The following is a 23,176-nucleotide window of genomic DNA, read 5'->3' as shown; positions in this document are numbered from 1 at the left end:
ACGGCGACACGTAGATCGGGGCGTCGTCGGGGCGGGCGGCGCGGATCGAACGGAGTGCGGCGAGGGTGTTCGCGGTGCCCTTCCGGCGGCGGTTGATGCCCGCAGGGTGTCGTCGCCGATCGAGTGGCAGCTGTGGAAGTAGGTGACGCCGTGGGTGCGCTTGTAGGTCGTCGGGAGCCGGTCGGACCGTCCCTGCTCGGCCCAGCTGCAGCCGGCGGTGGGGCGGATGCAGGGCGGCCCGAACTCGTCGAACGCGAATGTCCGGTCGGCAAAGCGGACCGTGACGTGCTCGATCCGGTCGAGTTTGGCGTGGTGGTCGGGGTCGGTGGACTCCTTCCAGGTCTTGGTGCGTTGGAAGGTGACGCCGCGTCGGGCGAGCAGGCAGCGCAGGGCCTCGCGGCCGATGCGGATCACCCGGCCGTGCACCTTGCGCAGGTAGGCGAGCAGTTTGCGGATGGACCAGCGGGTGAAAGGCTGGCCGGGCTTGGTCGGGCGGGTGGTGGCCGTCTGGACGACGAAGTCCTCGTCGTCAGGGCTGAGCAGGCGGGGACGGCCTCCCGCCCACCGAGGGTCCAGGCAGGCCGGGCCGATCTGATTGAACCGGTGGATCACGTCCCGCACCGTGTCCTCGTCGGCCTGCACCAACTGGGCGATCACTGGAACTCGGTTGCCGCCGGCCGAGGCCAGCAGCATCATCGCCCGTCGATAGCGCACTGTGTTGGTGCTGCCCCGGCGCACGATCCGTTGTAACTGCCGGCCCTCCTGGTCCCCGGTCGGTCAGCCTCCTGATCTTGACCAGCTCCGCCACCACGCCCCCAAACCCGTCGGATGTCCGTCTCATCCAACCGGTTCCGGCCCCGCCGCCGCCAACCCGGTAAACGCGGCCGAGGTCGGCGAGGGTGTCGAGGAAGGCCGGGATCGAGCAGCCCATGATCATGCCGAGAGGGACCCGGCCGCGGACGGCATCGGCGAACTCGGCGGCGGTGTGCTTGATGGCCTCGAGAGTAGCGAGGGCGTTCTTGGCAAGGGGGTGAACGGCCTCACCGACCGGGTGAGGCGGATGTGACGCGGCGGACTGACCACGAAGATCCATCTCGCAGCTGACGCGCACTGCCGACCCCTCGCCTTCCATCTCACCGCCGGACAGGCCGGCGACGAGCCCGGCTTCACACACGTGATGGCCCGCCTGCGCGTCCTCGCCGCCGTGGACGGCCCCGAACCCGTCCGGACGTGGTCCTGGCCGACAAGGCCTACTCCTCACGCGCCATCCGCGAACACCTGCCCAAGCGCGGCATCCGGGCGGTGATCCCCATCCCGGCGGACCAGCGGGGCCACCGCCTGCGCCGAGGCAGCCGGGGAGGCAGGCTCCCGGCCTTTGACCGCGAGACCTACAAGCAGCGCAACACCGTCGAACGGTGCATCAACCGCCTGAAGCAGTGGCGCGGCATCGCCACCCGCTACGAGAAGGCCGCCACCATCCATCTCGCCGGGCTCCACATCGCGGGCATATCCATCTGGTCCGCGAGACGAAGCCATCTCTCTGACGGCCCCCGCACGCACACCAGGTCCGCCGGAGGGCACACTGCGTAGGTGCTGATCAGACGAGAAACCCCTGCCGACCTGGCCGCTGTCCGTGCGGTGACCATCGCCTCCTCCTACAAACCGCACGAGGAGGAACCTGTGGAGGTAATTCTGCGGGACGCATTGCAAAAGGGTGAAAACTGGATCCCAGCGCTCTCGCTGGTGGCCGAGGGCGAGGACGGCGCGATCATCGGCCATGCCCTCTGCACCTGGGGCCGAATCGGTACCGCCCGAGTCCCCAACCTCAGCCTGCTCGGTGTTCACTGCGACCATCGCCGCCGCGGCTTCGGAACGGCCCTGGTCCACGCCACTCTCGCCGCGGCGGACGCCCTCGACGCCCCGATGGTCGTTGTCCTCGGCGACCCCGACTTCTACGGGCGGTTCGGTTTCCGCCCGAGCACTGACTTCGGCATCGTCGGCGAGGAACCGGCCTGGGAGCACCTGTTCCAGATTCGCACCCTGGCCGCCTACGATCCGTCCGTACAAGGCGAATTCATCTACCCCGAACCCTTCGGCAGCATCTGACACCGACGCGGCAGCGAAGTGGAATCCGGCCTGGCTCCGTGATCCAAACGATACGGCCTGGCCCGACTGCGCCAGCGCAGCTGCTCGGAGCTTCCCCTGACCGGCAAGGCCCGCATGCTGACCGGGAATTTGGCCAGCTGCGGCGGCGCCGACAGAGCCTGCCCGGGTACCGCAAGGACATCCGCACCCTCACGATCCTGGTGTACTGGCTGGGGGCCGAGGGAGCCTTCCAGGAGCGTGACGTCCATGACCTCGCACTGCTCCGGACCAACCTCGCCGCCAAGCGGGTCTGCCAGTTCCTCGCCGCCCGCGACCTGTTGGTCGAGGATCCCGAACTGCACCGGGACGCGGACCAGGTATGGGTCGAGGCCACCATCGCCAAGCTGCCGCCGCCCGTCGCCGACGAAGTACGGCTGAGGGTGCAGGTCTTGCGCGGTCAGGGCCGACGCGAGCACGGGGCTCGTGCACATGACAGCATCCGCCGCTATCTCGCTCGCTCTCCGTCCGGTCCTCACCGCCTGGACCGGCAGCGGGATCACGACGTTACGGGAGATCACCAGCGATCATGTCGTCAGCGCTGTCGACGGCCTCGCTCGGGGCCCTCGCCGCCAGCTTGCCGTCGTTCTGCGCAGCCTGTTCAGGGCACTGCGCCAGGAGCGCGTCATCTTCCGAATCGAGGAGTTCACCTACCTCCTCGCCTCCGAGTGGCTTACCTACCGCCACCAACGCTGGCCGGCTTCGACCAACCCCCACCTGCTCGTCAGCCAGCGCACCGCGCTCGACCCCGACCATCCTCCGATCAGCAGGACCGTGCTCCAAAGGGTCCTGCCCAAGGGGGTGACGTTGGACGGCCTGCGGCAGGACCGGATCCTGAACGAGGCGTTCGAGACCGCTGACCGCTGACCGCTGATGCGCCTGTTCGGGATCGCGGAGCAGACCGCGATGCACTACGTCGGCGCCACGCACCCCGAGCGCACGTCGCAATTGCCCCGGTGACACCCAGGACGGGCCCGGGTTCCACGGCACCGTGGCCGCCCCGCACCTGGCTCGATCCGTAGCCAGCACACCCCCCTCTCGCGGCCACCGCTCTAGAGGTCGCGCTCAATTCACCCCGTGGCATGACAACGCGCATGTTCCCGGCTAAAAGCATCCACCCTGGGGCGGCCGCCGGTCCCGCCCCGACCGCCCATATCCTGCGCGGACCGGGGATCACAACTGGTCCACGGCGGTGAGGGGATCAACAGGCATGGAAACGGTCGACAAGGTGGACGCACCGCAGGTGCGGCAGTGCCCGGAGTGCGGGGCCACCATCTCTGGGCAAGCACGGTTCGTGAGCTGGTGCGCGGCCTGCGATTGGAACGTGGATCCGGGCGCACCGGATCCGGACCGGGGCCGCCTCACGGTGTTCCGCCGGCGCCTGGCCATGCGCTACGGGCAGCAGCTCGCGGAGGAGATTGAGCGGCATGGGCAGGCGGCCGGCCGGGTCGGGCCGGACAGGTCGACCGTCCTGGCTTTCGGCGTCTCCCTGCTGGTGCACTCGGTCACCGGGGGCCTGGTGCTGGCTGCGGGGGCGCTGATCATCGGCGGGTGGCACACGCGGATCCTGCCGGTCTTCGGCGTCGGGCTCCTCATGGTCGTGGCGGCGCTGCTGCCCCGGCCGGGCCGGCTGCCGCGGCACGCGCCGGTGCTGTACCGCGCCGACGCGCCCCGGCTCTTCGAGCTGATCGACGAAGTGGGGGCGGCGGTGGGTACGACCGGGGTGCACGCGGTGGTGCTCGACACTGCGCACAACGCCTGGGTACGCACCTATGGGATCCGCAACCGGCGGGTGATGTGCCTGGGCGCCGGGTTGTGGGAGGTCCTCTCGCCCCAGGAACGCGTGGCCCTGCTGGGCCACGAGCTCGGGCATTTCGCGAATGGCGACGTCCGCTCCTCGTTCGTGACGCACGGAGCGCTGCGGTCCCTGGCCCACTGGTACTCCTTCCTGCTCCCGCAGCCCGTGGTGAGCCTTGTGTACCTGTGCGGGAACGCCCTGGTGTTCCTGCCGCGCTGGGCGGTCTACGGGCTGATCGTCCTGCTCGACGGCCTGACAATGCGGGCTTCGCAGCGGGCCGAGTACCGGGCCGACGCGGGCGCGGCCCGAGCCGGTTCGACCGCGGCGGCCATCACGCTGCTGGACCGGCTGTTGATCGGCGACGCGGTAGCGGCCCACCTGCAACGCGAGTCGATAACGGCGCCCCAGGCCAACGGCGCCTCCCACGACCGCGAAACGCGTGAAGCCGCCGAGCAAGCACTATGGGAGCGCTTGGCCGCACGGATCGGCTCCATACCCGAGAGCGAGTACGAGCGACTGCGCCGGGTCTCGGCCCGACGCGGGCACAGCATCGACGACACCCACCCACCGACCCACCTGCGCCGCCGCTGCCTCGCCTCGGCCGACCCGCAGCCGGCCCGGGTGGTCTGCGACGCCTCCCGGGCGCAGTCGATCGCGGCCGAACTGGCACCATCCCGCGCCTGGCTGGCCCGTACGGTGATCCGCTACAACGCCGACTAGCGCTGTGGCCGGAACCCGTACACCGGCCCCCTCGACCCAGGGACCGGTGTACGGGTTCCGGCTGTTCGCGCTCCAGGATTCTGCTACTGAGCTTTTCAGGGTGGGGTTCGGTGGTGTGAGGGTCAGCCCTGTGGCGGTGAGGCATCCGTCGATCAGGTCCGGCCGGAGTTGGGTCCTGCGTAACTCGCGGCGGAGTTTGCGGTCGAGGTCGTCGGGTGTGTCGAAGGCGGTGTTGGCCATTGCTCTGCGCACGAGTGACCAGATGGCCTCGACGGGGTTCAGGTCGGGTGCATAGGGCGGGAGGCGGATGGTGGTGAGCCAGTCGTGCTCGGCCTCGTAGCGTTTCAACCCGGCGGCCAGGTGGGTGTTGAGATTGTCCCAGATCACCACGATCGGGCCGCCGAGCTGGATATGTGCCCTCACCAGCAGGTCGCGGTAGTCCTGCCAGGAGAAGCTCTTTCGGGCGCCCTTGAGCAGGAGATGGTTGCGGGGGCGATGGATGAGGCGGCTGTTCTCGCCGGGTTTGTAGCAGCACAGGGCGGCGACCGAGGTCCTGCGGCGGGAGCGGCCGCGGACGCGGATGACGGGTGTGTGTCCGCGCCGGCCCCAGGTGCGGGCGCGGGGCGGCGTCATGGAGAATCCGGCCTCGTCCTCAAGGACGATACAGCCCCCACACGCCGCCGCGAGGGTTTTACCCGCGGCCACACCTCCTTCTTCCACAGCTCGACCGCGTGTTCGTCGCGTTCGAGTGCTCTGCGGGCGGGTGCCTGCCATGACCAGCCGTGCCGTTTCAGCAGCCGCCACACCGTCGCCACCGACAGGCTCACCTGCAGCCGGCGGCGGATCACCGTCTGGACCCGGGTCAGAGTCCACCGCTCATCCTCGAAACCGTGCGCTGAGGGGCCCTTGTCGAGTTCGTCCTCCAGCGCGGCGAACTGGGTATCGGTGACGGTCGGGGAGTTCGCCGGGCCCGCAGAGCGCAAGGCCTCCATGCCGCCTTCGCGCCAGGCACGGCGCCAGCGTTCCACCGACCGCACACTCACCCGCAGGTCCTTCGCGATGACCGCGGTCTTCTCACCCGCCGCGAACCTCTCGCCGGCCTGAAGCCGGATCCCCTCACGAAACGCCCGACGCTCAGCGGTCAGGCCCCCACCCTCCGGATACCTCACCTAACCGGCATACCGCAGGGATCATGGACCGTCACTACCGACGACAACCCGAAAACCTCAGTAGCTGGGCGGCCACTCGAGTGAACGAGCCACCCCGCCTTGTCCATCGCCCATAACGGGGGCACTGCGGATACGTTGGGGCGTTCATGGCTCACCCCGCTGTTGCCCACGTCTTGTCGGTGGCAGCACTCGCGATTGCCGTCGGGCTCGTTTCCACTCCTACCGCCCAGGCCGCCCCCTCCATCGACCGGTCGAGCACCAGCGCCCTGGCAGGTCCCCTCACCCTCGACAACCTGCTGTCGCTCCGCTTCCTCACCCCGACGGTCCGGGACGCGAAGCGCCAGATCACCGGCCTCGCCTCTGGGCTGTCGCCGACGCCGGCCAATGCCGCCGGCCTTGGCCAACTGCTCAAGTAGACGACGAAAGGAAGAGTCCAAGTCAAACGCAAGAAGCAGCAAAGGTGGGCGGCCGCCGCCAGCACCGCGCTGGCCGCTTTGCTCCTCGGGGCGGGCAGCGCGCACGCCCGCCGCGGACGACGGATCGCTGCTGCCTCTCCTCGACGTGCTATCGCTCACCGTCGCCTGCTTCCCAGCGGGACAAGTCGGCCAGGGCAACACCTTCACCGGTACCCAGAAGGTCAGTTGCAGTCAGAGCGCTTCTTCCACCACCCCCCGCTGGAGGCGGAAGTGTGACAGGGCATGAAGCGGCCGATATCGGTTTTGTCACCATCGAGGCGCATGCCGTCCGATTCGTCGCAGCACTGTGTCCCGCCGGCAAGGTGGTCACGGGCGGGGGCTACGGCGGATCAGGCTTCGAGATCCTGCAGGACGAGCCCACACCCGAAGGGAACGCCTGGCTCGTCCTCGCCAGCAACACGAGCGACTTCGAGGTGTGCGTTGGCCCGGTTGTACCAGATGGCGGCGGTCAGAGCGAGGATGCGTGTCCGACTCGGGCCAGGACTCCTGCTGGGGGCCTCCGTGGCGTTCGTTCGTAAGAACGGCCCCGCGCAAAGCGCGAGCCCTTCGTAGTGTCATGGGGCGGTCCGTGCACTGGACGTCAGCGCTGCCGGGATCAGTTGAAGATGTCGGTCTTCCACCTGAGTGTTTCCGAGGTGCTGGTGTTGTCCCAGTACGCGAAGAGGGACTGTGAGCTGGGGCTGGTCGAGCGGATGGGTGGGTCCGGCATCGAGGGCGTAGCCGGTGGCGACGTTGACGATGTGCTGCCTTTCGGCGTCCCACCTCCACTTCAGGCCTGCTGGTGTCGCCGCCGCTGTCGAGGACGTAGCCGGTCGCGATGTTGATGATGTGCTGTGTGGCCGGGTCGTACCTCCACCTCAGGTTGTCCGAGGGGTTGGCGGCGTCCTTGTAGATGTAGACGGGCACCCGGGTGCTGTCGGTCTTCCCGGCGCTGTCGATGACGTAGCCGCTGATCACGTTCGTGATCTGGTTGGTCGGCAGCGGTGCACGGCCGGGTGCCCACTGGCCTGCGCGGTTCCGGTCAGCGCAGCGACCAGGCCCACGGAGATGACGAGGGAATGAATCTTCTTCATGGCTGCCCCAGCGACATGCCGCTCTCGCAGACACGCCCGGGCGCCCTCTTTCGGCCAGTGCTCCAGGTCCGCCAGCAGCGACGCCCGCGCGGCTTTGGACACAGTGGCGGACAGGCGCCGCTTCTCGACCGAGCGCAAGGATCCAAGCCGTCTTGGCCAAGGTTCTCGAGGAGACGCCGTGACCGCACCACACCGCCGCTCTCTCACAGAAGACGGTTCTCCGCGAAGACAGCTGTCGCCCTGCGGGCCGCCATTCCCTGCGCTAACTGAGCAACTCATCGACAGGAGGGGACGACCGGCTGGCGTCGCCCCCTTCCCCCACTCCCCGCAGCCCGTCGTCCCGGCCCGGACCGGGCTCCCGGCCCTGCCCCGGCTGCCGGTGGTCAAGGGCACCGCCAAGCCCTGGGGCCGCGACGTTCTGGAGTCCGAGGTGGCCCGAAACTGCCCGCACTGCGGCCAGCCGATCACCATCGCCGCCCCTGCTGGCCACCCCCGACGCCGCCCGGCCGTCATCCACCCCGCATGCGAACTCCCCCCCCGCTGCGATGGCTTCCCCCACCTCGGCTACCTGACCCACCGTTAACCATCGGGCCCCGGCCGACCTCCGGTCGGCTGGCCACGCACGCACTCTCCGATGCCCTTCCTCCTCACACCCTTGACCTGGTCAAGCAAAGTGGGGAACCCGATCGCAGGCTCGCCTGTCAGCGGGACCCCCGGCGAGCTTCTCGCCACCGCTGCGGGCTTGGCGCCAGCGTCCGCACCGGGCCGGGCCGTTCGGGTGCTGGCCGGACTCGGACGCCACCGACGAGGCCGAGCCGGAGGTGCTGACCAACCCGGATCCTCCGCGCGGCGCTGGCGGGGCACCCGAATGGGCCCACAGGGCCGACCGCCGCCTGGCGCCGCCCGGAGGGCTGATCGGCCCCTCACGCCGCAGCCCTCATGACCCAGCCGTACAGTCAGCGCCCGGAGCCTCAGCGCACGGTGGTGGACGAGCGGGCCCGGTCTTCGAGGAGGGCCGCCAGTGCTTTGCGATCCACCTTCCCATTGCGGCTCAGGGGAAGGGTCTCAAGGACCACGCAGCGGCGTGGAATCTTGTACTCCTCGATCTGCTCCTGCATCCGCTCGAGGACGGCCTGGGGTTCCAGGTCGGTGACCACGGCAAGCAGCGCCGACTTCTTCCCGGACGGCGGGAGGACGGCGGCGGAGGCGACCTCCGGGATCCGGTGAGCCGCGGCCTCCACCTCGGTGGCACTGACCCGGAAACCTCGCTCCTTGTAGAGGTCGTCGCGACGACCGGAGAAGTACAGGTAGCCGTCTTCGTCCAGCCGGCCGTAGTCGCCGGTCCGCAGTTCGGGGAAGAGACCGTCGCGCAGCGGGAACTTCTGCTGGTTCAGTTCGGGACGCCGCCAGTAGCCGGACATGACGTTCGGACCGCGGACCGTGATCTCGCCGATCTCACCGGCCGGCAGTCTGTTGCCCTCTTCGTCGACGGTGAAGACCTCGGTGCCGGGCAGCGGGAGGCCGCATGATCCGGGGCGGAGCAGGTCACCGTCCGGGGGCATGATGGTGGCGCGTTTGCACTCGGTCAGTCCGAACATCACCTGCCCCTTCAGCTCCGGGATCGCCGCGCGCAGGGCGTTGAGCGTCTCGGTGGACAGGGCCGCACCGGTGTTGGTGACGAGGCGCAGGGCGGGTCGCCGCGAGGCACGCTTGAGCAGCCAGGCCAGGGATTCGGCGACCGAGGGGACGGCCGGCAGTACGGTCGCGCCGCTCTCCAGGAGGTTGCGCAGCAGCGCCGGCCCGGCTTCGGCGGCACTGCCCAGCACGATGTGGGATCCGCTGAGCGCGCCGAGGAACAGTTGGTAGAGCCCGTAGTCGAAGGACAGGGGCAGCGGACAGTAGACGACGTCGTCGGCGCGGTAGTCCAGGACTTGCTGGATGGCCTGGGCGGCGAAGACGGCCTGTTGGTGCGTGCTCACCACGGCCTTGGGTGCCGACGTCGTGCCCGAGGTGTAGATGAGGGAGAGCGGGTCGACGGCGAGGGGTGCGGGCAGCATCTGTGCCGAGTGCGCCGGTGCGGCCGGGACGGGGAACGCCCGTGCCTGTGCCTGGGGTGCGGTGACTGCGTTGATGCCCAGGGCGCGGACGGTGTCCAGCACGGACGCGCCGTCGGCCACGACCAGGGTGGGTTCACAGTCGCCGAGGACATGCTCCAGCGGCGCTCCGACAACCTGCTCGTGGAGCACCGTGTAGACGGCGCCGACGCGCGAGGCCGCGAAGACGAGTGCGGGCACCAGTGGGCCGGGCGGCAGGGAGATGACGAGCCGTCGTCCCTGGGAAGCACCCTCGGAGTGGAGCCATGCGGCCAGCCGCAGACTCGCGTCCCGTAGTTCGGCGTACGTCGCGGTCGAGCCGAGCCGGGACACCGCGGGGCGGTCCGGCCACCGTTCGGCGGCCGAGTCCAGCACATCGTGCAGTAAGGATATTTCAGGCATGGGTCAACAATCCTCTGAATACGGGTAAGGGCGGGCGGTCAGGGAGTTGTCACGGCTCCCAGCTGTGACAGGAGGCCCAGGCCGTCCGACAGCACCCAGTACTCGGCGATCTTGCCGTCCTGCAGGCGCACGATGGACATGCCCGCATACCGCACGGGGGTTCCGGGCTCGACGGTCGCCTTGGGAGCTCCGCCGGCATACGTACCGGTCACCGTATAGCCGCCGGCCACGTAATCGCCGTCCCGGAGGGGGCCGGGGTCGGTCGTGAACCGCACGTCGTGGAGGAGCCCACGGACGGCCCCGACCCAGTCGAGGAGCCCGTCACGGGTGGTGATCCGATTGGAATCAGGGAAACCCAGGTAGCGGGCGAGTTCGGCACTGTGCACCGTGAACTCGTCGGCGATGAACTCCGCGGCGTCCGGGAAGTCCACCTCGCCGTTCCACAGATCGACGAACCGCTCGAAGAGGATCTTTCCGGGATCCGTCTCCTGGCCGGCAGGGGCGCTCATGCCGAGGTCTCCGTCCTGGTGGCGGGCTGGGCCGGGGTCTCCTGGGGCGCGGTGACCCGTACCCCGATCAGCAGGGGCAGGACGGCCAGGGCGCAGACCCCGCAGAGCGCGCCGATGACCGTGAAGGAGAAGCTGCCCTGGAGGAGGGCCGCCGCGATGCTGGTGGCCAGCATCATGCCGGTGTACTGCGCCGAGCCGTTGAGGGCCAGCGCGGTGCCGCGCATTTCCGGGCGGAGCTCGCTCACGAGGGCGTTGAGGGCGGGCTGCCCGACGCCGACGGCGGTGCCCCACAGGATGAACACGACGAGCACGGCGACGAGGTGCTCGCCGATCAGCGGTACGGCGGTCACCCCTGCGGCCGCCACCACTGCGGCGACGACGAGCACACGGCGCTTGCCGAGCCGGTCGGCGATCCGTCCGCCCAGGAGGGCGCCGGTCATACTGCCCGCTCCGGATCCCATGATCGCGAATCCGGTCTGGGCCTCGTTGAAGTCGAAGCGCTCGGCGAAGAAGATTCCGATGTTGGAGAACATGCCGTACAGGGCGGCGCTCCACAGCAGTGTCGAGCCCAGAACACACAGCAGCGCCGGTGTGGTGACGGCACGTCGGATCATGCCGAGGTAGCCGGCCACCGGGTGGCCCGGAGCCCGCTCCTTCGGGTCCTTGGGAGCCACGGCCGGCAGCCGCAGGAGGACCATCAGGTAGACGGCGACGGCGACGACCGCGACGGCGAAGAACGCGGCGCGCCAGGTCATCAGGTAGGCGAGGTAGGAGCCGAGCGGTACGCCGAGCACGGTGGAGCTGAGCAGGCCGGCCACGACGATGCCCATGATCTTGCCGCGCTTCTCGAACGGGAAGTTCTCGGCGATCATGGCGTAGACGCTCGGCATGATCATGGCCGACCCGAGGCCGGCGACCGCGCGGCTGACCAGGATGAGGGTGAAGTCGCCACCCAGGCCGGTGAGCACGTTGGCCAGAGCGAAGATCACCAGACCCGTGCAGAGGATCCGGCGCCGTCCCAGGCGGTCCGACATGGCGCCGCACAGCGGTGCCACGAGGGCGAAGAACAGCGCATAGGCACTGACGAACAGACCGCCGGCACGGGCGGCGGTGTTGGTGTCGGCCGCGATCTCGGGGATCAGCGGCACGGTGATCATCGAATCGAGGCCGACGAGGAACGCGCTGCACACGGCAACGGCCAGCACACGGCCCGGCAGGGCTGTGGCCGAGGTGGGGGTGGTCATGAAGAAAGTCCTTCGGTCATCTTGGTCAATGCCCGGGTCACACCCGGGACGGAGGGGCTTGGGCCGGGTCCTTCGTGGGGGCGGCCTCCCGGGCTCTGCGGCGTGCGGCTGCCGGGGGAACGACCGCGGTGCCGACGGCGCGGCAGACCAGGGTCGGCTCGCCGGACGCCTCGGCTCTGGTGGCCCCGAGGTCGTACCGGGCCTCGATGGTCTTGTGCGCGGTGAACTCGACGGTTCTTCGCAGTCTGCCGCGGGCGACGAGCCGTGCGGTGGCCTCGATGAAATCCCCCGCATGCACCGGAGCGAGGAATTCCACCCGCTGGTACTCGGTGAGCAGGCCCTCGTCGCCGTCGCTGCGGATGGTGATTTCGGTGACGAGGTCCCCGAACAACTGCAGCAGCCGGGCGCCGTCGACCAGGCTGCCGCCGTAGTGGACGTCCTGCTGGCTCATGCGCACCCTGAGGGTGGCGCTGACTTCCTCAGGCATTGCCGTTCCTCGCTGTTCCGATGCCGGCTCGTAAGCGGGCGATCTTCTGTACGGCGATCCGGGTGGCCACCGCGGCCTGGCCGGGGCCGAGTGTCGGGTCGTCGTCGGGGGCGCCGCCGATCGCCACGGCGACAACGCATTCGTTCTTGTGGGCGATGGAGACCGCGATGGTGCCGAGTCCGAGCTCGGCCGCCCGCCGCGCGGCCGCTCCGGCCAGCCGGACGACGGGGGCGGAGCGGTCGTCGCGCAGTACGCGGACGTGCGCGGGGCTGATTCCCTTGCCGAAGCCCGTACCCAGGACCTTCAGGACGGCCTCCTTGGCGGCGAACCGACCGGCGAGGAATTCCCTCGCCCGGCTCGGTGACAGCGACTGGGCGAGCGCCAGCTCCTCCTGGTCGTAGGTGTGCCGGCGGAACCAGCCGCGGGTGTTCAGCCGGTCCAGTTCACCTAGGGCGAGCACGTCGACCCCGATGCGCATCTCGCGTCCGTTCCTTTCGTCTGGGCGTGGTGGCCCCTGATCCGCTGGTTCCGCTAGGGCGTGGCGACGGCAGCGGTGGTGAACAGGGCCAACTGCCCACGGCCGGAAAGCGGGTCGACGTCGCAGAGGACGACCCGCCGGTAGTCGCTCTGCCATGTCCGCCAGTGCTGGGCCAGGTCCAGCCATACGCTGGTGCAGTAGCTGCCGGACGGGACCCGGTGGACCTGCGCCCCGGCCTCCGACGTCTGCTCCTGGACCCAGGGGCCCAGGACGAGGAGCGTATCGGCGCCCCCGTCCGTGGCCAGTTCCCTCAGCCGGGCCGAGGTGGCCTCCGCGTCGGGGAAGGACTCGACGCCCCCGACCTGCAGACCTTGGCCGCCCTCGAATACGAGCAGCGCGCCGGAGTCCACCAGGTCGCCGGAGTCCACCAGGGGGTGCGGAGTGGGCAGAGTGGTCTGCTCCAGCACCGCGAGCACCGCGCGCTCGGACCGGCCCCCGCGCTGGTAGGCGGAGATGATCCGCAGCGCGGTGAACGGAGCGGCCAGCCCCTGTTCGCTGATGCTGAAGCTCTGCGCACCTCCCCCGAGCAGCATGTTGAGGTGCGAGGCGACCGCGGTGAAGGGGTGCACGTCGGGCAGCGCGTGGGTGACGATGACCAGGTCGGCGGCGACGTCGATGTCCTCGCTGCCCACCAGCCGGTCGACGAGGTCCTGGTGGAACACGTTGCGGCCGTCGCGCAGCAACTGCTCGTCCACGGTCGAGCCGAACGGCTCGACCAGATCGCGATAGAAGCCGAGGATGGCCTGGTCCTCGTGGAAGGCACGGCCGTCCGGCGCCCGGACGACGGATGATGCGGCTACGGTCGTCATGTCATTCACCCGCGTCCTGCGGCTCGGGGCTGATCCGGCGCAGGTACTCGGTGAGGGTGCCGATGGACTGGAAGTCGTCCATGTCGAGGTTCTCGGGATCGATGACGATCTTCATGCTGTCCTCGAGCTCCATCAGCATCTCCATCACGGAGGTGGAGTCCAGGTGCAGGTCCTCGAAGAGACGGATGTCCTCGGTCAGACCGGTGACCTCGCGCTCCAGTACTTCGCCGAGCGCGGTCTCGACCTGCGCCACGATCGTGCTGTTGTCCATGGTCATGCTCCTTGTGGGGGTGATCAGAAATCGATGAGTCGTTGCTTGCCGAGGAGGTCCTCGACGGTGTCCCGGCTCCGCACCAGGCGGGCCGTGCCGTCATGGACCATGACCTCTGCGGGGAACCCGTGGCTCAGGAAGAGCCCCGGGGAGGCGGAGGGGCCGTACGCGCCGGAGAGTTCGACGCCGATGAGGTCGCCGGCGGTGACGGGAGGGAGCGCCACCCGCTTGCCGATCACATCGTTGGGTGTGCACAGCGGGCCGGTGACCGTGTAGGTGCCGACGGGCTCCTCGGCGTACCGGGTCAGCGAGCGGATGGGGAAGTTGCGCTTGACGAAGCTGCCGACCCCCACCGCGGCCATGTGGTGGTTGGTGCCGCCGTCGGCGACGACGAACTGTTCGCCCATCGACTCCTTCACGAACAGCGCCCGGGTGACGTACGTGCCGCACGGAGCGGTGAGGTAGCGGCCGAGCTCGTTGATGAGGCGGCACTCAGGGTGCCGGTCGAGGAACTCCGTGACGGCCTCGTTGATCCCCTCGGTCAGTGAGGGGAGGTCCAGCTCGGTCTCGTTGTCGAAGTACGGAACGCCGAAGCCCCCGCCGAAGTCGACGGTCCTGAGCTCGATACCGGTCTCCTCGGACAACGACTCGGCCATCGCCAGGATCTGCCGGGTGTTGTGGACCAGGTCTTCGTGGTTGAGGAAGCGGGTGCCCATGTAGGCGTGCACGCCCATGACGTCCACTCGGCGCAGCCCCTTCAGCAACCGCTGCGCGGCCCGCACCTCCGCCTCGTCGATGCCGAACTGGCGGGGCTTCCCGCCCATGGCCAGCCCGGATCCCTTGGTGCGGAAGCCCGGATTGATGCGCAGCATCACCGGCAGCCGCTCGCGCCCGGACGCGACGGCCAGGTCGTCGAGTGCTTCGAGTTCCTCCAGCGACTCGCAGACGACGGCGTGGAGATCGGCGGCCACGCACGCTTCCAGTTCGGCGCGGGTCTTGCCCGGCCCGAGGAAGATCGTGTCCCCCGGGGCGATCCCGGCGCGACGGGCCGTTTCCAGCTCGGCCAGCGAGGAGACCTCGGCTCCCGCCCCGAGGGTGCCCAGGAAACCGATGACGCTGATGTTGGGATTGGCCTTGAGGGACAGGAAGATGTCGACTCCGGGGTGCATGCGGGTGCGCAGCCCTTGGTAGACGTCCCGCAGCACGTCGGAGTCGTAGACGTACAGCGGTGTGCCGAACTCCGCGGCGATCTCGGAGACGGGCAGGCCCTGTACCTGGAACTCGCCGGAGTTGGTCATGCCGTGCCCCCGGTCGGGTCGGTGTGCTGATGGGTGATCACCATGGCGGCGAAGGTGGCGCCGAGACCGACCGTGGCGAACAGGTAGTTGCGCCCTGCTGTCAGGCGGCCGGCGTCGCGCAGCGTGGTGTAGTTGAGGAACATGTCCGAGGCGAAGCAGTGGCTGTAGCGCTCGACGTTGTCGAGGAAGACCTGGGAGCGGTCGATGCCCAGTTCGCCGATGGTCTGGCGCCAGGACTGGAGGTTGACGTTGTGCGGGATGATCAGGTCGATGTCGGGGAGGGTCATCCCCGCCTGAGCCACCGCTTCCCGTACGACCTCGGCCAGCACCGGCGCGTAGAACTTGCTGACCTCCAGCGACTTCTCCTCGTCGAGGAGCATGGCCGCCGAGAACTCACCCAGGGTACGGGTGGCGTACGAGCGCACGCGGTCTCCGCCGCCGTCGAGCGTCAGCAGGCAGGCCGCTCCGGCGTCGCCCATGATGGCGACGTCGGGGATGAGCTGGATCTGAGGCGAGAACGCCTGTTCGCCGGTGATCACCAGGGCGAGGTCGCCCGGTCGGCCCTCCGCCCTGAGCAGTTGCGCGGCGGTGTCCACCGCGGCCATGCCGCTGGCACAGTTCTGCTGACTGAGGGCGAAGGCCTCGGCATCGGCCAGCCCGAGGCGGTCCTTGATCTCCTGGGCGGGGCTGATGTGCGCCGGCGCCACCGCCTGGGTGGTGTGCGCGTAGACGACGTACCTGATCCGTTCCCGCACCAGCGGGTCGGCCGTGATGCGTCGCGCCGCCGGCAGCACTACGTCGAACAGGTCGAGTTCCTGGTCGAAGCGGATCTCCTTGAGCCCGTGGACGCGCTCGAAGAGCCGGAGCTTGGTCCTGCGCAGGCCGAGCCTGTCGGCCAGTTGGCTGATGGGCACGATCCGCTCAGGTGTGAAGGACTCCACGGCCTCCAATGTCGTGACGGGCGCCGTCATCGCACTCTCCAGGTTCGTCGGGCAGGCGGGCAGGCGGGCAGGCTGGTCCGGCTCCGCTCGGTGGCTGGTCACCTCGCACCTCCCCGGTGGGTCAGGGCGAGGGCGGTGAACGTCGCTCCGGCACCGACCCCGGCCATCAGGTAGTGCCGGCCGGCGACGAGGCGTCCCGCGGCGCGGAGCGTCGCGTAGTTGACGAACGGGTCGGCGGCGAAGCAGTGGCTGTAGCGGGCGATGTTCTCCAGGAACACGCGTTCCGCCGGGATGCCCAGCTCGGCGATGGTGTTGCGCCAGGCCAGCATGTTGACGTTGTGCGGGATCACCAGGTCGATGTCCTCCAGGGCGAGTCCGGCCTCCCGCACCGCCCTGCGGATCACGTCGGCGAGCACCGGCGCGTATGCCTTGCCGTACAGCGCCGCTTCCTCCGGGGGCAGCGAGATCAGGCGCGCGTATTGCCCCAAGGTGCGGCTGACGTGGGAAAGGACGGGGTCGCCCGAACCTGCCGCAGCGATCAGGCACGCCGCGGCGCCCTCTCCCATGAGGGCCGTGTTCGGCACCTTCTGGATCAGCGGCGAGTACGGCTTGTCGCCGATGACGAGCAGAGCCCGGTCGGCCGGGTCGCCGTCGGCCAGGAGCCGGGCCACTACCTCGACGGCCCCGAGCCCACTGGCGCAGTTCTGCTGACTGAGGGCGAATGCCTCCGCGTCAGTGAGCCCGAGTGCGTCGCGCAGGGCGGTGGCCGCGTCGAAGCCGGCCGGCGCGACCTCGTGGATGGCGTGCGCGTAGACCACGAACCGGATCCGGCGCGGGTCCCGGAGGCCGTCCACGACCTGCCGGGCCGCCGGCAGGAGCAGGTCGAACAGCGATGCCGTGGGCTCCTGGCGCAGGGTGTGCAGGCCGTGGACCTTGCGGAACAGCGACATCTTGGCCCGGCTCAGGCCCAGCGGCTCCGACAGGCTCTCTATGACGACCCGCCGGTCCGGCAGATGGCTCTCCACCCGTTCGAGGGTGGCGATCGGAGCGGTCATGACCGTGCTCCGTCCCGGTCCGTCCCGGCGAGGACCGAGTCCAGCCAGTGTGTGACGGCCTGCGCGGTGGTCCCCGCGTGCTCCGCCAGCATGGTGAAGTGGTCGCCGGGGACATCCAGAGTGGTGTCCGCGAGCGGCCAGCGCGGCCGGTCGTGCGTGCCGGTGCGTTCCCCCGCCCGTACGAGGAGGGTGGGCACGGACAGCCGCTGCGGAGTCCATCCGTCGAAGAGCTGGATGTATCCGCCCATCGCGATGAGCCGGTCGTCGTCGAGCCACTGGCTGCTGTGTTCGTCAAGCATCTGGTCGGCGACCATGGACAGATCACTGATGTCCAGCGGGCTCGCCAGGGTGTCGATCAGTACGACGGACCGCGGGGCCGTGCCCTCTTCGGCCAGACGCTGGGCCACGGCGTGCGCGATCCAGCCGCCGGTGGAGCGGCCCAGCAGTACCAGCGGCCTGCCGTCGGCGAGTCGGGCCGCGCCTTGGGCCAGCAGGTCGACGAGGGCCGGCAGCGAGGCCGGCAGCGGCTGGTCCGGGGTGAACCCGGGAAGCGGCGGGACCGAGACCGCGCGGCCGTCGATGTGCGGGGTGAACTGGTCGTACTCCTGGGGCCCCGAAATGGCGATCATGGACGGGAAGCAGACGACGACCGGCGCCTGAGCGGGGCCGGACGCCCGCGGGAACGACGGCGGCTGAGCCGCGTCCTCGAAGTGCGGACGGATCCCCGCCGCCGACACCAGCAGTGCGATCGCCCGGTCGAGGTGCCCGCTCTCGTGCGCGGCACGGAAGAGCGAGACCAGGGTGCCCGACGGCGCGGCCGGTGCCGACGCACCGGGCGCGAGGGTGCCCAGTTGGCCGAAGACGTGCTCCGACAGGTCGCCCACGCTGGGGCGGTCGAAGACGACGGTCGCCGGCAGTCGCAGGCCGGTCGCCTGGTTGAGCGCATTGCGCAGCTCCAGCGAGGTCAGCGAATCGAAACCGAGGTCCCGGAAGGGGGTTTCGGTGTCGATGGCGTCGACGTTGCCGTGGCCGAGCACGGCGGCGACGATGTCCTGCACCGTGTCGGTGACCGCCTTGAGACGGCGGTCCTCGGGCAGCCCCGCCAGCTTCTCGCGCAGGGACTCGGCCGAAGCCGCCGAGCCGCCGACGGCGGACGGGAGGGCTTGCGTCCCGTTGCCGGCGCGGCGTGCGGCGGTCTTCACGAGTCCCCGCAGCAGCGGCGGCAGGGCCTGGCCGGAGGTGCGCAGGGCCTTGCGGTCCAGCCGCACGGGCACCAGTGCGGCGGCGGAATCCCCGCATGCCGCGTCGAAGAGCTCCATGCCCAGCTCGGCGGAGACGGGCAGGACGCCGTAGCGCTCCATCCGCTTGAGGTCCGCGTCCTGCAGTGTGTCGGCCATGCCACCGGTGGGCTCCCATACGCCCCAAGCCAGCGCTGTCGCGGGCAGCCCGCGCCGGGCACGGTGGTGTGCGAGGGCGTCGAGGAAGGCGTTGCCCGCGGCGTAGCTGCCCTGGCCCGGGCTGCCGAGGGTGCCGGCGACCGAGGAGAAGAGCACGAAGGCGCCCAGGTCCATGTCCTGGGTGAGCTCGTGCAGGTGCAGGGCGGCATCGACCTTGGGGGCGAGTACCTTGTCGAGCCGCGCGGGGGTCAGCGAGGTCAGGATGCCGTCGTCGAGCACACCCGCCGTGTGGACCACGGCGGTCAACGGGTGTTCCGCAGGGATCGCTGCCAGCAGCTCGGCGACAGCCCGGCGGTCGGTGACGTCGCAGGACACAACCTTGGCGCTCGCCCCCAGTTCGGCCAGTTCGGCGACCAGGCTTTCGGCGCCCGCGGCCTGCGGACCACGACGGCTGACCAGCAGGAGACGTCGTGCCCCGTGTGCCGTCACGAGGTGGCGGGCGAGCAGCGCACCGAGCCCGCCCGTGCCACCGGTCATCAAGACGGTGCCCTGCCAGGCGGCTCCCGGGGAGTCGGTTTCGGCAGTCGACACGGTCTTGGTCTTCAGTCGCGGCGTCAGCAGCACGCCGTCGCGGACGGCCACCTGCGGTTCGCCCGTGGCGAGGGCCGCGGACAGACCGGGGGTGTCGGGACCGGCGGTGGCCTGGTGGTCGTGGTCGACCAGGACGAAGCGCCCCGGAGCCTCGGACTGAGCCGAGCGGACCAGTCCCCACACGGGAGCGGTCGCCAAGTCGGTCACGTCGTCCTCGGCACCGGCGGCGATGGCCCGCCGGGTGATGAGGGCGAGCCGGGCGGGGCCCTCAGGTCCCCGGTCGAGCCACTGCTGCAGGAGGGCCAGCACCTCGCCGGTGGTGGTCCTGACCGCGGCGGCGAGATCGTCCGAAGCGGCCGGGACGCAATCCACCACCGTTGCCCCGGCGCTGACCGAGTCCGAAGCGAGGGCGTCGAGCAGCTGCGCGGGAGAGGCGAAGTACTGGACGCTCTCCTCGACGGCCGAGGCGGCAGGAGCACCGACCGGTGCCCATTCGACCTGGAACAGCGCGTCGTTGAAGGTACGGCGGCCCCCACCGATCCGGTCCCCGGCGACTTGACGGGAGACGAAGGATTCCACCGAGGCGACGGCGTTGCCCTCCTGGTCGGCGACGGTCAGGGCGATCGAGTCGGGGTTCTCGCGTGAGAACCTCACACGCAGGGAATCGGCGCCGACGGCGTGCAGCCGTACGCCGTTCCAGGAGAACGGGAGCCGGCCCACGGCGTCGCCGTGGCGTATCCCGTCCCAGGCCAGGGCGTGCAGGGCCGCGTCGAGCAGCGCCGGGTGCAGGCCGAAGGCGCCTGCCGCGTCCTGCTGGTCGGCGGACAGCGCGACCTCGGCGAACAACTCGTCGTTCCGCTGCCAGACGGCGCGCAGCGCCTGGAAGGCCGGCCCGTAGGAGAAGCCGATGTCGGCCAGGCGGTCGTACAGGCCGTCCAGCTCCACCTCGGAGGCGTCGTGCGGAGGCCAGTCCGTCAGCCCCTCGGGAGCCGCGGCGGTGTTGGAGAGGGCCAGCCAGCCGGCGGCGTGGCGCATCCAGCCGCCTTCGTCCGGCTCCTCTTCGGGAAGGGAGTGGAGTACGACCGCGCGGCGGCCGTCCTCCTCCGGCGCGCCCACGGTGAGCTGCAGGCGGACGGCGTCCTGTGCGGGGAGCACCAGGGGCTCTTGGAGCGTGAGTTCTTCCACGACGTCGCAGCCGACCTGGGCGGCGGCCCGGTTGGCCAGTTCAAGCAGCGCGGTGCCGGGTACGAGGACCGTGTCGTGGACGACGTGGTCGGCGAGCCACGGGTGTGACTGCTGGGACAGCCTGCCTGTGAACACCACACTGTCGTCGGTGGCGATGTGGGTCACCGCTCCGAGCAGCGGATGCTCGGCGGAGCTGAGCCCGACCGAGGTGACATCCCCGGCCGTGGTGGGCTCGTCGAGCCAGTAGCGCTCGCGCTGGAAGGCGTACGTCGGCAGGTCGACGCGGCGTCCGCCGAGATCCCCGAGGACCGCCTGCCAGTCGGGGGCGACGCCGTGGACGAAGAGTTCGGCAAGCGCGGTCAGCACCGCCGCCGGCTCGGCACGGCCCCGCCGCAACAGTGGTACGACCAGGGCCTGGCGCTCGTCGCCGAGGCACGCCTTGACCAGGCCGGAGAGCGTACCGTCCGGGCCGATCTCCACGAAGGTGCGGACCCGCTCCGCGTAGAGCGTCTCGACGGCGTCGCTGAACCGCACGGGGCGGCGCACGTGCTCGACCCAGTAGCCGGGGCGGCACAGCTCCTCGGCGGTGGCGAGTGCTCCGGTCACATCGGACACCAGGGGGATCTGCGGCGCGGAGAAGGACAGGCCGGCCACCAGCGCGGCGAATTCGTCCAGCATGCCGTCCATGTGGGGCGAGTGGAACGCGTGGCTGACCGGGAGGTCCCTGGTCCTGCGGCCCTGATCGCGGAAGTGTCCGGCGATCTCGGCCACGACGTCCGCGTCGCCGGACAGGACCACGGACTGCGGACCGTTGAGCGCCGCGATCGATGCGAGGTGCTCACGGCCGGCCAGGGCGGCCAGCGCCTCGGCTTCGGTCACCTGGACCGCGGTCATCGCGCCGCCGCCGGGCAGCGCCTGCATGAGCCGGCCGCGGGCGGTGACCAGCTTGGCCGCCTCGGACAGGGACAGGACTCCGGCGACGTGGGCAGCGGCGATCTCGCCGATGGAGTGCCCGGTGACGTAGTCGGGGCGCAGGCCCCAGGACTCGGCGAGCCGGTAGAGCGCCACCTCGACCGCAAAGAGCGCGGGCTGGGTGAATTCGGTCCGGTTGAGGAGCCGTTCGGGATCGTCCTCGGCAAAGAGGACTTTGGTGAGCGGTACGTCCAGGTGGGCGTCGAGGGCATCGCACACGGCGTCGAAGGCCTGGGCGAACGCGGGGTGTGCGGCGTGCAGCTCCCGCCCCATCTGCAGGCGCTGGCTTCCCTGGCCGGTGAAAAGGAAAGCCGTGCGGCCGGTGTTGCGGGTGGTGCCACGTACGACGTGGGCCGCGGAAGTACCGGCCGCGACGGCTTCCACGCCGCGCAGCAGTTCGCCGGCGTCGCTGCCGATGACGACGGCGCGCTGCTCCATGGGCGTCCGGGCGGTGGCGAGGGTGAGAGCGGCGTCCGCCGTGTGCTGGGCCGCGAGCGCCGTGTGGAGCTTGGCCGCCTGCCCGCGCAGGGCTTCGGCGCTGCGGGCCGAGAGGATCCACGGCACCAGGGCGCCGTCGACGGGCGCCGGCACGGCTGCCTCCTGCGCCGGCGGTTCCTCGATGATGACGTGGGCGTTCGTACCGCTGATGCCGAACGAGGAGACACCCGCACGCCGTGGCCGGCCGGCCCGGGGCCACGGCACCGGCTCGGTCAGCAGCCGTACGTCTCCGCTCTCCCAGTCCACGTGCGAGCTCGGGGCGTCGATGTGCAGGCTCTTGGGCAGCCGTTCGTGCTGCATCGCCTTGACCATCTTGATGATCCCGCCGATGCCGGCGGCGGACTGCGTGTGCCCGGTGTTCGACTTGAGGGAACCGAGCCACAGGGGGCTTCCCCCGCGTCCTTGCCCGTACGTGGCGAGCAACGCCTGCGCCTCGATCGGGTCGCCGAGCTTGGTGCCCGTTCCGTGGCCCTCCACCGCGTCGACGTCGGCCGCTGTGAGCCCGGCGGAGGCCAGGGCCTCCCGGATCAGCTTCTCCTGGGAGGGCCCGTGCGGGGCGGTCAGGCCGTTGCTGGCGCCGTCCTGGTTGACGGCGGAACCCCGGACGACCGCGAGAATGCGGTGGCCCTTGCGACGCGCGTCCGACAGACGTTCGACGAGGAGAGTTCCGGCTCCTTCGGCCCAGGCAGTGCCGTCCGCGCCCTCCGCGTACGACTTGGCCCGCCCGTCGGGGGCAAGTCCGCGCTGGCGGCTGAACTCGGTGAAGGAGAACGAGGTCGCCATCAGCATCACGCCGCTGACGACAGCGAGCGAGCACTCGTCGCGGTGCAACGACTGACCGGCGAGGTGCAGGGCGACGAGCGAGGAGGAGCAGGCCGTGTTGACGGTGACGGCCGGGCCGTCGAAACCGTAGGTGTAGGAGATGCGGCCGGAGGCGACGCTGCCGGCGCTGCCCACGCCGAGATACCCGTCGATGCCCTCGATCGGCGTCTTGAGGAAGCGCAGACCGTACTCGTCGCACATGATCCCCACGAACACGCCGGTGTTCGTCCCGCGCACGTCGTCGACGACGATCCCGGCGTCCTCGAACGCCTCCCAGGTGGTTTCGAGGAGCAGCCGCTGCTGCGGGTCGATCGTCAGGGCCTCTCGGGGCGAGATCCCGAAGAACGCCGGGTCGAACTCGGACGCATCGTGCAGGAAGCCGCCGGCCCGGACGTAGGTCTTGCCGACGCGGGCCGGATCGGGGTCGTAGATGTTCTCCAGGTCCCAGCCCCGGTCGGTCGGGAAATCGGTGATGGCGTCCCGGCCCTCGTCGACCAGGTTCCACAGCTCGTCGGGCGTGCTCACACCGCCGGGTAAGCGGCAGCTCATTCCCACGATCGCGAGGGGCTCGCGCGAGCGCTCCTCGACCTCGCGCAGGCGGGTCTCGGCCCGGTTCAGTTCGGTGGTGGTGCGTTTGAGGTACTGCAGGAGCTTTGCTTCGTCGGACATGCGCCTTGTCTCTCTGC

17 protein-coding genes and 3 pseudogenes are annotated in these 23,176 nt (G+C 70.1%); 5 read left to right on the top strand and 15 right to left on the bottom strand.

The window, feature by feature from the left end; all coding sequences use genetic code 11:
* Positions 1 to 7: 7 nt before the first annotated feature.
* Positions 8 to 696, bottom strand: a pseudogene (locus ACFWBF_RS19935) (helix-turn-helix domain-containing protein); the annotation flags it as partial.
* Between the two features lie 370 nt (positions 697 to 1,066).
* Between ACFWBF_RS19935 and ACFWBF_RS19930 the strand changes: the two are divergent.
* Both ACFWBF_RS19930 and ACFWBF_RS19925 read left to right on the top strand, forming a co-directional pair.
* Positions 1,067 to 1,590 (top strand): annotated as a pseudogene (locus tag ACFWBF_RS19930) (IS5 family transposase); the annotation flags it as partial.
* Positions 1,591 to 2,106, top strand: coding sequence for a GNAT family N-acetyltransferase (locus tag ACFWBF_RS19925; protein ID WP_385603280.1), 516 nt, complete (start codon positions 1,591 to 1,593; stop codon positions 2,104 to 2,106).
* Here the strand turns inward: ACFWBF_RS19925 and ACFWBF_RS19920 are convergent.
* Positions 2,079 to 2,576 (bottom strand): hypothetical protein, encoded by a 498-nt coding sequence (locus ACFWBF_RS19920; RefSeq protein WP_385603277.1) that lies wholly within the window; start codon positions 2,574 to 2,576, stop codon positions 2,079 to 2,081. The two genes, ACFWBF_RS19925 and ACFWBF_RS19920, sit on opposite strands and share 28 nt — an antisense overlap.
* On the opposite strand from ACFWBF_RS19920, the gene ACFWBF_RS19915 reads away from it, so the two are divergent.
* Together ACFWBF_RS19915 and ACFWBF_RS19910 are read left to right on the top strand one after the other, a co-directional pair.
* The gene (locus ACFWBF_RS19915; protein ID WP_385603274.1) at positions 2,575 to 3,009 is read left to right on the top strand and encodes a hypothetical protein; all 435 of its coding nucleotides are present in this window, start codon (positions 2,575 to 2,577) and stop codon (positions 3,007 to 3,009) included. The genes ACFWBF_RS19920 and ACFWBF_RS19915 overlap by 2 nt on opposite strands.
* Positions 3,010 to 3,352: 343 nt before the next feature.
* Positions 3,353 to 4,660, top strand: a complete 1,308-nt coding sequence (locus tag ACFWBF_RS19910; protein WP_385603271.1) for a M48 family metallopeptidase — start codon at positions 3,353 to 3,355, stop codon at positions 4,658 to 4,660.
* Between the two features lie 108 nt (positions 4,661 to 4,768).
* On the opposite strand, the pseudogene ACFWBF_RS19905 reads toward ACFWBF_RS19910, so the two are convergent.
* Together ACFWBF_RS19905 and ACFWBF_RS19900 are read right to left on the bottom strand one after the other, a co-directional pair.
* Positions 4,769 to 5,293: pseudogene (locus ACFWBF_RS19905) on the bottom strand (transposase); the annotation flags it as partial.
* Complete coding sequence (locus ACFWBF_RS19900; RefSeq protein ID WP_385603268.1) at positions 5,290 to 5,829, bottom strand: winged helix-turn-helix domain-containing protein; 540 nt, start codon at positions 5,827 to 5,829, stop codon at positions 5,290 to 5,292. The gene ACFWBF_RS19900 and the pseudogene ACFWBF_RS19905, both read right to left, overlap by 4 nt.
* A gap of 179 nt (positions 5,830 to 6,008) precedes the next feature.
* Between ACFWBF_RS19900 and ACFWBF_RS19895 the strand changes: the two genes are divergently transcribed.
* Complete coding sequence (locus tag ACFWBF_RS19895; RefSeq protein ID WP_385603265.1) at positions 6,009 to 6,245, top strand: hypothetical protein; 237 nt, start codon at positions 6,009 to 6,011, stop codon at positions 6,243 to 6,245.
* Positions 6,246 to 8,349: 2,104 nt separating this feature from the next.
* Here ACFWBF_RS19895 and ACFWBF_RS19890 read toward each other — a convergent pair.
* The 11 genes from ACFWBF_RS19890 to ACFWBF_RS19840 form a co-directional block, all read right to left on the bottom strand.
* Entirely contained in the window at positions 8,350 to 9,873 is a 1,524-nt protein-coding gene (locus ACFWBF_RS19890; protein WP_385603262.1) for a class I adenylate-forming enzyme family protein, read from the bottom strand.
* Between the two features lie 38 nt (positions 9,874 to 9,911).
* A complete protein-coding gene (locus ACFWBF_RS19885; protein ID WP_385603259.1) occupies positions 9,912 to 10,382 on the bottom strand; it encodes an ester cyclase in 471 nt (156 codons plus the stop codon).
* Positions 10,379 to 11,626 (bottom strand): MFS transporter, encoded by a 1,248-nt coding sequence (locus tag ACFWBF_RS19880; protein WP_385603256.1) that lies wholly within the window; start codon positions 11,624 to 11,626, stop codon positions 10,379 to 10,381. The genes ACFWBF_RS19885 and ACFWBF_RS19880 overlap by 4 nt, the downstream gene beginning before the upstream one ends.
* A 37-nt stretch (positions 11,627 to 11,663) precedes the next feature.
* Positions 11,664 to 12,113: a hotdog fold domain-containing protein gene (locus tag ACFWBF_RS19875; protein WP_385603253.1), complete on the bottom strand. Its 450-nt coding sequence runs from the start codon at positions 12,111 to 12,113 to the stop codon at positions 11,664 to 11,666.
* On the bottom strand, positions 12,106 to 12,591 hold the full coding sequence (acpS, locus tag ACFWBF_RS19870) for a holo-ACP synthase (RefSeq protein ID WP_385603250.1): 486 nt from the start codon (positions 12,589 to 12,591) through the stop codon (positions 12,106 to 12,108). Before acpS ends, ACFWBF_RS19875 begins: the two co-directional genes overlap by 8 nt.
* A gap of 53 nt (positions 12,592 to 12,644) precedes the next feature.
* On the bottom strand, positions 12,645 to 13,460 hold the full coding sequence (locus ACFWBF_RS19865) for a hypothetical protein (protein ID WP_385603247.1): 816 nt from the start codon (positions 13,458 to 13,460) through the stop codon (positions 12,645 to 12,647).
* A gap of 1 nt (position 13,461) precedes the next feature.
* Positions 13,462 to 13,731 carry an acyl carrier protein gene (locus tag ACFWBF_RS19860; protein ID WP_385231876.1) on the bottom strand — a complete coding sequence of 90 codons (270 nt, stop codon included), beginning with the start codon at positions 13,729 to 13,731 and terminating at the stop codon, positions 13,462 to 13,464.
* Positions 13,732 to 13,754: 23 nt separating this feature from the next.
* Entirely contained in the window at positions 13,755 to 15,029 is a 1,275-nt protein-coding gene (locus tag ACFWBF_RS19855) for a type III PLP-dependent enzyme (RefSeq protein ID WP_385603244.1), read from the bottom strand.
* Positions 15,026 to 16,000, bottom strand: coding sequence for a 3-oxoacyl-ACP synthase III family protein (locus ACFWBF_RS19850; RefSeq protein ID WP_385603340.1), 975 nt, complete (start codon positions 15,998 to 16,000; stop codon positions 15,026 to 15,028). Before ACFWBF_RS19850 ends, ACFWBF_RS19855 begins: the two co-directional genes overlap by 4 nt.
* Positions 16,001 to 16,068: 68 nt before the next feature.
* Positions 16,069 to 17,025, bottom strand: a complete 957-nt coding sequence (locus ACFWBF_RS19845; protein WP_385603241.1) for a 3-oxoacyl-[acyl-carrier-protein] synthase III C-terminal domain-containing protein — start codon at positions 17,023 to 17,025, stop codon at positions 16,069 to 16,071.
* Positions 17,022 to 23,159, bottom strand: coding sequence for an SDR family NAD(P)-dependent oxidoreductase (locus ACFWBF_RS19840; RefSeq protein WP_385603238.1), 6,138 nt, complete (start codon positions 23,157 to 23,159; stop codon positions 17,022 to 17,024). Before ACFWBF_RS19840 ends, ACFWBF_RS19845 begins: the two co-directional genes overlap by 4 nt.
* Between the last annotated feature and the right edge of the window lie 17 nt (positions 23,160 to 23,176).

Source organism: Streptomyces sp. NPDC060028, assembly GCF_042736725.1.
GTDB lineage: Bacteria > Actinomycetota > Actinomycetes > Streptomycetales > Streptomycetaceae > Streptomyces.
The sequence above is the reverse complement of the archived record's forward strand: the minus strand, read 5'-3'. Positions and strand labels throughout refer to the sequence as shown.